Origin of the sequence: Psychrobacter sp. (genome assembly GCF_030457785.1) — a bacterium.
GTDB lineage: Bacteria > Pseudomonadota > Gammaproteobacteria > Pseudomonadales > Moraxellaceae > Psychrobacter.
On record NZ_JAKDUI010000146.1, the window covers coordinates 1 to 7,225 of the forward strand.

A 7,225-nucleotide genomic window follows, 5' to 3' on the forward strand; every position below is an offset into this window, starting at 1 on the left:
AAGTATGAGCATTACCTAAGAAACCCCTACCTCTAAGGTAGTGGGTAGTTCATATGACTTACTATCCAAAGGAGAAGGCACGTGAGCGACAAAAAATGTCCATACGCACCCACGCAGTTAACCATGGGAAATGGTGCACCAGTCCCAGATAATCAGAACAGCTTGACCGCAGGAAAGCGCGGCCCATTATTGGCACAGGATATTTGGCTAAACGAAAAGCTAGGTAACTTTGTCCGCGAAGTGATTCCAGAGCGCCGCATGCATGCCAAAGGGTCTGGTGCTTTCGGTACGTTTACTGTGACTAACGATATCAGTAAATATACTCGCGCTAGCATCTTTAGTGAAGTTGGCAAGCAGACAGAAATGTTTGCGCGCTTCAGTACCGTCGCAGGCGAGCGTGGTGCTGCCGATGCTGAACGTGATATCCGCGGCTTTGCCCTAAAGTTTTATACAGAGGAAGGTAACTGGGACTTGGTAGGTAACAACACACCCGTTTTCTTCTTGCGTGATCCACGTAAGTTTCCGGATTTAAATAAAGCAGTCAAACGCGACCCGCGTACTAACATGCGTTCTGCAACCAACAACTGGGATTTTTGGAGCTTGCTACCAGAATCCTTCCATCAGGTGACAGTTGTCATGAGTGATCGTGGTATTCCAGCGTCATACAGACACATGCACGGCTTTGGCTCGCATACATACAGCTTTTGGAATGACAATAGTGAGCGCTTCTGGGTAAAGTTTCACTTCCGTACTCAACAAGGTATCAAAAACTTGACTGATGCTGAAGCGGGAGAAGTGGTTGGTATGGATCGTGAGAGCAACCAAAAAGATTTGTATGAAGCCATCGAAAATGGTGATTTTCCGAAGTGGAAAATGTACGTGCAAATCATGCCAGAAGCTGAGGCTGATACCGTTCCTTACCATCCGTTTGATTTGACCAAAGTATGGCCAAAAGGCGACTATCCATTGATCGAAGTTGGTGAGTTTGAGTTAAACAAAAACTCGGATAATTACTTTGTTGATGTTGAGCAAGCGGCGTTTGCTCCAAGTAATTTGGTACCAGGCATCAGTGTCTCACCAGATAAGATGTTGCAAAACCGCTTGATTAATTATGCTGACGCTCAGCGTTATCGTGTCGGTGTCAATCATCAGCAAATTCCGGTCAACAAGCCACGTTGTCCAGTGATGAGTAATCATCGTGATGGTGAAGGCCGTGTCGATGATAACTATGGTAGCCGCCCACACTATGAGCCAAATAGCTTTAGTCAGTGGCAAGAGCAGCCTGATTATGCTGAGCCACCATTAAAGATCGACGGTGATGCGGCGCATTATGACTTCCGTGAGGATGATAGTGATTACTTCAGCCAGCCACGTGCGTTGTTTAATTTGATGAGTGCAGAGCAACAACAAGTGTTGTTTGAAAATACCGCGAGAAATATGGCAGGTGTGCCTGACTTTATTCAGTATCGTCACATTCGTAACTGTCATTGGTGTGATACCGCGTATGGCGAAGGCGTGGCTAAGGCGTTAGGATTGACTGTAGAAGATGCCATGGCTGCCCGTGATAGTGACCCTGCTCGTCATTTGGCCAGCTGCTTATAACTTCTGCTTTATAGCTAAAGCTATTATGCAAGACGTCAATTAAGTAATTATTATTCTGAACACACCGCCTTAGGAAACTAGGGCGGTTGTTTTATGGCTAGCTTTTTTATGGATGATGAGGGCAAGCGTTACATGAACAAGCATGCCAATGAAATATGATAATGAAACATGACAATGACGATTTTTGCGCTGATTTGGCTTGAAATTTTCGTCTATGCCCTTATTTGTATAAAACAACTTAATGGTATTTAGGGCGTGTTTTTAATGAATGGTTTCTGGCGATTTATTTTCACGCTTAATGCTGAATACTTTTAGAGCATATTTTTCGTGATTTTATAAATAATACAGAGAATTTAAAGGAGTATTTTATGAGTGAGTCAACTCAAGCAGATGATTTAAACCCTGAATTAAAAAAACATACGTTTGAAGCGGAAGTGGCGCAGCTGCTGCACTTAGTGACACATTCGCTATATTCTAATGCGGATATATTTGTGCGTGAGTTGGTTTCTAACGCTTCTGATGCTTGCGACAAACTGCGTTTTGAAGCGACCAACGACGACAGCCTGTACGAAGATGATGGCGAACTGAAAATCCGTATTGATGTTGATGAAGAAGCGAAAACCGTTACCTTTACTGATAATGGTATTGGCATGAATGAAACGGACGCCATCGAAAACCTGGGTACGATTGCCAAGTCAGGCACCAAAGCATTCTTAGACAAATTGTCGGAATCGCAAAAGCAAGATGGTCAGCTCATCGGGCAATTCGGTGTGGGCTTTTACTCAGGCTTTATCGTTGCTGATAGCATCAGCGTCGCATCACGTAAAGCCGGCGAGACTGCCGATAAAGGCGTACGCTGGGTATCAGACGGTACAGGTAGCTTTACTGTTGAGCCTATTACTAAAGAAGCGCGCGGTACTGCTATCACTTTACATCTTAAAGAAGAGTACTCTGAAGGGGAAGACAGCTACCTAGATCGCGCTAAAATTAAACGTTTGGTGAACAAATACTCAGACCACATCAGCTTGCCTATTCAGATGCGCAAAGAAATCTGGCAAGAAGACGTAAAAGAAGATGAGAACGACGACACACCAGCTAGTGGCGAGATGGTACTGACCGATGAGTGGGAAACCATCAACAAAGCCAGTGCGCTTTGGACTCGCTCTAGCTCAGAGGTTGAAGATGATGAATATGTTGATTTTTATAAAAACATCTCTTACGACATGGATGATCCACTGACATGGACGCACAATCGTGTCGAAGGTCGCGTACAGTATACACAGCTTCTTTATATCCCTAAAAAAGCGCCAGTAGACTTATATACCCGTGAGCAGCAGCATGGCTTGAAGCTCTATGTTAAGCGTGTCTTTATCATGGATGAGGCAGAGCAGTTGCTACCGATGTACTTGCGTTTTGTCAAAGGTGTGATCGACTCAGCAGACTTGCCACTCAATGTCAGTCGCGAGTTATTACAAGAGTCGCGTGACGTGAAATCTATCCGAGAGGGTAATGCACGTCGAGTATTGACCATGATCGCCAGTCTGGCCAATAGTGAAGACAGTGACAAACAAGAGAAGTTTGCACAGTTTTACGCAGAGTTCGGAGATGTCATCAAAGAAGGTCTTGGCGAGGACATGGGCAACCAAGCACGTATCGCTAAATTACTGCGTTACACTACCAGCACCAATGATCAGCTTGATACCAGCTTTGAAGATTACAAAGGCCGTATGAAAGAAGGTCAAAAAGCTATTTATTATCTAACGGCGGACAACCTAGCAGCAGCCAAAAACAGCCCGCAACTTGAGCTGTTTAAGAAAAAAGGCATCGAAGTAATCCTGATGACCAGTCGTGTTGATGAATGGGCGATGAACTTCCTAACCCAATTCGATGAGACACCACTACAAAATATCGCTAAAGGTGCGGTTGATTTAGGTGACTTGCAGGACGATGAAGAAAAGGCAGAGGCTGAAAAGGCTGAAGAGACCATGAAGCCAGTCGTCGATAAGCTAAAAACCACGCTAGGCGAGCGCGCGAAAGACGTAAAAGTTTCTACACGTCTCGTCGACAGTCCTGCATGTTTGGTCGTCGGCGAAGGTGAGCTGTCGCCACAGATGATTCAAATGCTACAGCAAATGGGTCAAGAAGTGCCAGCGAGTAAGCCAACACTTGAGGTCAACCCAGACCATCCATTGATTAAAAAGCTAGAAGCCAGTGATCAGTTTGATGAGTTGGCGCAAGTGATTTTTGATCAAGCATTGTTAGCAGATGGTGGACAGCTAGAAGATCCAGCTGCGTATCTCAAACGTGTCAATGAGTTGTTGATGAAGTAATATAGAATTGTCGATACTAGCTTTTGCTATCGTCTGACATATAAAGGAGGTCTTGTATTCAAGGCCTCCTTTTTTATTTGCTGTTTTATCACCAGTTGCCGTAAAGCCTTGTATCTTATAATAAGCATACAGAATGAAGAAACAAAGCGACAAGTCGGCAAAGAAACAAGGCGACATCATATGTCGTAAACCAAACTCACAGGCTTGTTAAATCAGGCAAAGCTCGTCAAACTTAGCTTACGAGGACACTAAAACGAACATTTAGGGTGAGCGTAAGAGCACTTGCTCATTCTATTGACTTTTAATCAATGATAAGTGAATTTTACAAATTAGGCTTATTGTATTGACTGACAATCCGTTACAATCGCGTTAGATTGGCTAGATAAACTCTATTTAGGTATGCTATTAGTCTAAGCTACTCACCTATTATCTCTTATAATTATTTCATAGTGAGTTCAGCATAAAGCAGATATCAGTAGGTCTAGCAAGATGATCCACTAAAGGTATTTATGCTATATCACAAGCCACTTTCATATCTATATTGTTGACTCACTTTATTTTTCCGACTGGCTAGAGGTCTAAGTCTTTGTCACTTGCGTCGTTAAAAACAGTATCACTTCAGCGCTTTTCGCTGAATTTTGCTGCCAATATTATTGCCACCTTATGGATGTTGGTAGGGTCGACGCGCGCCTTTTCTTGGGTCAAACCCACTTTTTCGCAGTTCGCTGTTTTTTCACTATTGGCGCTTGGTAGTAATGTATTGTTCTCTTGGTTGGCAGCTGAGAGCGGCAGTGTTTTTAATGAGCAAGGTCTGGTCAGCTATCTTATCTGGCCGGTGATTATCTTATTGAGCGGTATTATTTTGGCACGTCGAGCCAGCAATCAGGCGTTGGTGTTTGTGCCTGTTGTGCTGTGGTTGGTTGCTGATACACTATTGGCTCTCTTACAGAGTTTGGTACAGTTTTTGGGAAGTTACGGATGGCTACCAATCTGGAGCTATTCGTTTTTACCGATACTGTTTTTGATATTGTTTCTGTGGCAGACGCTTGCCTTGTTATGGATATTTTCGCTTCGCTTGCGTATTCCGTGGTGGGAGCGCATTATTGTGTTGGTTGGTGCTGTAGCGTTGTTGACCATTTGGCAGCGTAATGTTGCAGATCAACCGATATTTAAGCAAGTGCCCATCGAGCCTGTGATAGAAGAAGCGGCGCTCTATGAGCAACCGCGATTATTACAAAATGCGTTAACCAGTATTGATCCTAGTACCATGGGCAAAACAGATTGGTACTTTATGGGTGTGGCTGGGTTTTCTGATCAAAATGTTTTTCGCTCTGAGATCAATAAAGTACGCGAATTGTTTGACGTGCGCTTTGGTACGAGTGGTCGCTCGTTGGCACTGATTAATAATACTTATAGTTGGTTGGATGAACCAATAGCGACTAAGACCAGTATATTACGTGGTCTGAAGCAGATTGGTCAGCAGATGAATGCTGATGAAGATGTGCTGTTTATGACACTTTCTTCACATGGCAATGAAAATCTGATTCAGCTGGCAAATCCACCACTGGCTATGGAAAACCTGGACGCCGCATGGTTACGTGAGTCGTTGGATGCTGCGGGTATCCGCTGGCGAGTGATCGTCGTGTCTGCTTGCTACTCTGGCTCATTTATCGACGAGCTGGCCTCTCCAACGACAGTCGTTATCACCGCTTCTGCCGCTGATAAAATGTCATTTGGTTGTACCAACACAGCAGAGATGACTTACTTCGGGCAAGCGTTTTTCGCTGAAAGCTTACGCAGCAATAACAGCTTTGAGTCTGCTTTTAAAGACGCGAGACTGCGTGTGAGTGAACGTGAAAGCGTGATGGGTTTTGAGCCATCAGATCCACAAATGCTCATCGGTAGTTTGATGGAGACAGCACTGCCTGCGTTCGAGCAAGCATTGTTCGAGCAAGCACTGTTTGATAAGTCCCATTCATCTGTTTTGCACATCACGGAAGATACAGCCGCTATGGCGTCAACTGGTAGCACGTCTCCAGCTTCAGTAGGGACGACGACTATTGACGATAGGCGCTAACTGAAGCTAGAGCGGTCTTATCTAATACATGTTTTTTTAAGTTACCATTGATATAATTTGGATAAAAAGGATATCACTCATGAACAACTCTTATAACCACAGTTTGTCTGCCAACTCAAAACTCACCCAGATCAGTGCCAATCGCTGCTTTGATGGTGAGCAGCACTACTATAGTCACCAGTCAAGCGCGACTAAAACGCAGATGACCTTTAGTATTTATTTGCCAGACGAAGCGCTTGCTGGTCACCGATGTCCTGCCGTTTTATATTTGTCAGGTCTCACTTGCAACGCCGATAACGTCACACATAAAGCGCATTTTCAAAAAAAATGCAGCGAGCTTGGCATGATATTTATCGCGCCCGATACCTCTCCTAGAAGTAGTGAAGACAATGACGTGCCTAACGATGAGCGCTATTTCGTCGGGCAAGGCGCGAGCTATTATGTAGATGCGACACAGGCACCTTGGGCAGAGAATTTCAATATGCAAAGCTATATCGTCGACGAGTTATATGATTTGTTACGATCAGAGTTTTCTATTGATAGTATTGGTGTGACAGGTCATTCGATGGGCGGTCACGGTGCTTTGCTACTAGGCTTTAAATTTCCGAGCAAATTCATCAGCGTGTCAGCACTGTCGCCAGTCTGTTCGGCTAGCGAGTCGGCGTGGGGACAGGCTGCGTATACAGAGTACTTTGGCGATGATGACGATCTAAAGTCGCAAGCAGATGCAGCAAAAACAATCGAAGCAGTCGGTCAGCAGTATTCGATGATTTTGGTTGACCAAGGTGCGGCTGATAATTTTTTAGCAGAGGGTCAATTGCAGACTGCAAAACTACAAGATGCTTGTGAAAAAGCCAAGCAACCCTTAACATTACGTTATCAGGCTGGTCATGATCACAGTTACTACTTTATCCAGTCAGTCATCGATGATCATATCGAGCACCATTGGCGTATGGCGCAATTGAACTAACGTGTTTACTTATTTCAAGAAAAGTAGCTTTATCGAAGGTGAGTCATGGCAATTACTAAAGAATTTGTAGTCCGTGGTGTAGAGAACAACTCTGCACATCTAGCTGTTACACAAGCTAGGATGCAAGCCGATATGGATGCGGCTTTAGCAAAAAAACAGCATATACGTGGAGAGCACTCTTGTAATTTTAAGTTTAACATTTTACCGCAGAAATCCCCTACCTCTAAGGTAGTGGGATGAATGCGT

General features: G+C 44.2%; 4 protein-coding genes. All 4 read left to right on the top strand.

What is annotated here, in order from left to right:
- Window positions 1–123: 123 nt before the first annotated feature.
- The 4 genes from L0J61_RS07865 to fghA all read left to right on the top strand — a co-directional run bounded on the left by L0J61_RS07865 (window position 124) and on the right by fghA (window position 6,979).
- A complete protein-coding gene (locus tag L0J61_RS07865) occupies window positions 124–1,602 on the top strand; it encodes a catalase (RefSeq protein WP_301465873.1) in 1,479 nt (492 codons plus the stop codon).
- A 368-nt stretch (window positions 1,603–1,970) separates the two neighbouring features.
- Window positions 1,971–3,932 (top strand): molecular chaperone HtpG, encoded by a 1,962-nt coding sequence (gene htpG, locus L0J61_RS07870; RefSeq protein WP_301465868.1) that lies wholly within the window; start codon window positions 1,971–1,973, stop codon window positions 3,930–3,932.
- Between the two features lie 586 nt (window positions 3,933–4,518).
- Window positions 4,519–6,009: a C13 family peptidase gene (locus tag L0J61_RS07875; protein ID WP_301465870.1), complete on the top strand. Its 1,491-nt coding sequence runs from the start codon at window positions 4,519–4,521 to the stop codon at window positions 6,007–6,009.
- Between the two features lie 79 nt (window positions 6,010–6,088).
- A complete protein-coding gene (fghA, locus tag L0J61_RS07880; RefSeq protein WP_301465872.1) occupies window positions 6,089–6,979 on the top strand; it encodes an S-formylglutathione hydrolase in 891 nt (296 codons plus the stop codon).
- Window positions 6,980–7,225 lie beyond the last annotated feature (246 nt).

Coding starts and splice junctions, on each gene's coding strand:
- L0J61_RS07865 (WP_301465873.1), top strand. CDS start 124: ATGGGAAATGGTGCACCAGTCCCAGATAATCAGAACAGCTTGACCGCA.
- fghA (WP_301465872.1), top strand. CDS start 6,089: ATGAACAACTCTTATAACCACAGTTTGTCTGCCAACTCAAAACTCACC.
- htpG (WP_301465868.1), top strand. CDS start 1,971: ATGAGTGAGTCAACTCAAGCAGATGATTTAAACCCTGAATTAAAAAAA.